The following is a 3,738-nucleotide window of genomic DNA, read 5'->3' as shown; positions in this document are numbered from 1 at the left end:
CCTTGAGGCTGAAGCAGGTGCTAAAGATATATAAACAGTGATCACCGGGGAACCTACCACTGAAACACGGAAACTTGGAAACACGGAATATTTTTTACTTATACCATATTCACCCAATTTTATCTTTTCGTAAATTCGGTGTTTCCGTGGTAATAAGTTTTCAGGAAATACAAAAAACAACGGAGAGTCTGCATGGCTAAAACATCGGGCGAGCTGGAACGGCTGCTGACCCTGATCCCGTTCCTTAACAGCCGCCAGGGGCAGCCGGTCCAGGACATCGCCGCCGAGCTGGGGATCTCCCAGGCCCAGCTGCTGAAAGACCTGGACAGTCTTTGTCTTTACGGCACGCCGCCCTTTGGGCCCAACGATCTTTTCATGGCGGCGGTGGATGAACAGGGCCGGCTGGAGATGGCCTACACCGAGCAGTTCGCGGCGCCGCTCCACCTGCTTCCAACCGAGGCCATGGCCTTAAGGATGTCCCTGCTGCCGCTTTTGGCGGGGTCTTCAGGGCCATACGGCAAAACAGTGAAGGGGATATTGGACAAGATCGACCGGGCCCTGCTGCCCCAGGACCGCCTGGCGGTTGACCATCTGGATGAGAAGATAATGGCGGCGGTTCCGGGATCCACCAACCCCGGCGCCCTGGAAACATTGCGCAAAGCCCGGCAGCAAAATGTTCAAACAGAAATAGAATATTACAGCGGCTCCTCGGGCCAGAGTTCCACCAGGATAATCGAACCCTATGGCTTTGTGATGTTCAACGGCTCCTGGTATGCGGTGGCCTTCTGCCACAAGAGCCGGGAACAGCGGACCTTCAAGATCAGCCGGATCAAGCAGGCCAGACTCCTAAAGCAAAAATATCATATACCCGAAGGGTTTGACATCAACAAATTCGCCCAGGGCCACATCTTCAAGCCCACCGGGAACGAGCAGAAGGTGGTGCTGTGGTTCTCTCCGGCCATTGCCAGGTGGATACTGGAGCGCAATGCGCAGGCCACCAAGAACAAGGACGGCTCGGCCAGTCTGAGCCTGATGGCCCAAAACTTTGCCTGGATAGCCAGGTGGGTGCTGTTATATGGTCCTGAGGCCAGGATCATCAGCCCCCCGGAGGCCGTCCGGGAGCTTAAAAAGATAATCCAGGCTGCGATCTAGCCTTTTTGCCGGCAATTTGGTGCTAAAATGCCCGGTAAAGGACGTTTTTAGCGGGAGAATGTTTATTCTGCATAATCAATGATTGCAAGGACATACAAACTATTTTCATCTTTTTTAAGATATCGTTAACTTTTCGCTTGACATTTGGGGCGTTTTTGATTATAATACAAAGCTCTACAAAAACTATGGACACGATGGAATACTTAGTTCTTTGAAAACTGAATAGGGTCTTTATTAATAAAGAAAAGTAATAAGCACTTTAGAGCTTGGAATATATAGTCATTGGATTCTGCGATTGATGACTATTGGTTTTTAAAATTGTTTTTGGTCAAGCTACAAAGAGCACATGGTGGATGCCTTGGCAGATGAAGGCGATGAAGGGCGTGGTAAGCTGCGATAAGCTTCGGGGAGGTGCAAACTACCTTAGATCCGGAGATGCCCGAATGGGGAAACCCTTCCGAGTAATGTCGGAATACCACAGGAAGAAAACCTAACGGGAAGTATTCCTGTGGAGCTAACCTGGCGAACTGAAACATCTAAGTACCCAGTGGAAGAGAAATCAACTGAGATTCCCCTAGTAGCGGCGAGCGAACGGGGAACAGCCCAAACTCGGTCCTGCGTAATAGCTGGTGCGCGTTGCAGGGCGGGGGTATCAGGGTCGTTATTGGTTCCGTGTACCAACCGGAGCCGGAGAGTCAAAAAGTCGTTCCTTAGCCGAAAGGTCTGGGAAGTCCTACCATAGACGGTGATAGTCCGGTAGGCGAAAAGGAAGCGATCTCTCTTTGACGATACCTAAGTACCACGGAGCACGAGAAACTCTGTGGGAATATGGGGGGACCACCCTCTAAGGCTAAATACTCTCATCTGACCGATAGTGAACTAGTACCGTGAGGGAAAGGTGAAAAGTACCCCTGGCGGGGAGTGAAATAGTACCTGAAACCATGTGCTTACGATCAGTCGGAGCCTTGTATTTATACAGGGTGACGGCGTGCCTTTTGCATAATGATCCGGCGAGTTGCTTGTATGCAGCAAGGTTAAGCCCTTCTGGGGCGTAGCCGTAGCGAAAGCGAGTCTGAATAGGGCGTTTTAGTTGCATGCAGCAGACCCGAAACTGGGTGAGCTACCCATGGCCAGGATGAAGTGACGGTAACACGTCATGGAGGTCCGAACTGATGAACGTTGAAAAGTTCTCGGATGAGCTGTGGGTAGGAGTGAAAGGCCTATCAAACCCAGGGATAGCTGGTTCTCCTCGAAATATATTTAGGTATAGCCTCGGAAAGTTTGTGGCGGAGGTAGAGCACTGGATGGGGAAGGGATCTTACCAGATTACCGACCCCACTCAAACTCCGAATACCGTGCACATCAATTCCGGGAGTCAGGCAGTGGGGGATAAGCTTCATTGCCGAGAGGGAAAAAACCCAGATCGTCAGCTAAGGCCCCAAAGTGCCAGCTAAGTGAGAAAGGATGTGGAATTTCATAGACAACCAGGATGTTGGCTTAGAAGCAGCCATCATTTAAAGAGTGCGTAATAGCTCACTGGTCAAGTGGTTCTGCGCCGACAATTTACGGGACTAATAAGCTGGCCGCCGAAGCTGCGGACTTGACAGGCGTTCGCGTCTGTCATTTGGTAGAGGAGCGTTGCATTGTAGGATGAAGCGGTGTTGTAAGGCACCGTCGACGAAATGCAAGTGAGAATGCCGGAATAAGTAGCGAAAAACCAGGCGAGAAACCTGGTCACCGAAAACTCAAGGGTTCCTGGGGAAGGCTAATCCTCCCAGGGTAAGTCGGGCCCTAAGCCGAGGCCGAAAGGCGTAGGCGATGGAAATCCGGTTAATATTCCGGAACCACCGATCACGCGTCATCACCTAAGGGGGGACGCAGGAGTGAGATCCCATCCGCGATTGGTTGTGCGGGTCTAAGCTGGTAGGGGGATCCGGTTGGCAAATCCGCCGGGTCATTCAACCCCGAGAAGCGATGGGGAGTCCGTAAGGACGTAAAAGGGATCGAATCACGCTGCCAAGAAAATCCTCGTAGGGAGTTTGATTGGTGTCCGTACCGTAAACCGACTCAGGTGAGTGAGAAGAATATTCTAAGGTGCTCGAGATAACCTCCTTTAAGGAACTAGGCAAATTAGCCCCGTAACTTCGGGAGAAGGGGCCCCCGTTTCCGTCAGGTATATCCATATCGAAGCGGATTTGGGGCGCAGTGAAAGGGCTCAAGTGACTGTTTATCACAAACACATGACTCTGCTAAGCCGATGAGGCGATGTATAGGGTCTGACACCTGCCCGGTGCTGGAAGGTTAAGAGGAGATGTTAGTCGCAAGGCGAAGCATTGAATCGAAGCCCCAGTAAACGGCGGCCGTAACTATAACGGTCCTAAGGTAGCGAAGTCCCTTGTCGGGTAAGTTCCGACCTGCACGAATGGTGTAACAAATTGAGCGCTGTCTCAAAGGAGGGCTCGGCGATATTGTAGTGGCGGTGAAGATGCCGCCTACCCGCAGATGGACTAAAAGACCCCGTGAACCTTAACTGTAGCTTGGCATTGGCTTTTGATAATACTTGTGTAGGATAGGTGGGAGACTTTG

1 protein-coding gene and 1 rRNA gene are annotated in these 3,738 nt (G+C 51.3%); both read left to right on the top strand.

Annotated features, from left to right (window positions below):
• The first annotated feature begins 192 nt into the window (after window positions 1-192).
• On the top strand, window positions 193-1,152 hold the full coding sequence (locus Q7U71_10040; protein MDO9392096.1) for a WYL domain-containing protein: 960 nt from the start codon (window positions 193-195) through the stop codon (window positions 1,150-1,152).
• A 326-nt stretch (window positions 1,153-1,478) separates the two neighbouring features.
• Window positions 1,479-3,738, top strand: a 23S ribosomal RNA gene (locus Q7U71_10035); the annotation flags it as partial.

Source organism: bacterium (assembly GCA_030655055.1).
Lineage (GTDB): Bacteria > Edwardsbacteria > AC1 > AC1 > EtOH8 > UBA5202.
Note: the sequence above shows the minus strand (reverse complement) of the source record. Positions and strands in the feature narration are given on the sequence as shown.

Coding starts and splice junctions, on each gene's coding strand:
- Q7U71_10040 (MDO9392096.1), top strand. CDS start 193: ATGGCTAAAACATCGGGCGAGCTGGAACGGCTGCTGACCCTGATCCCG.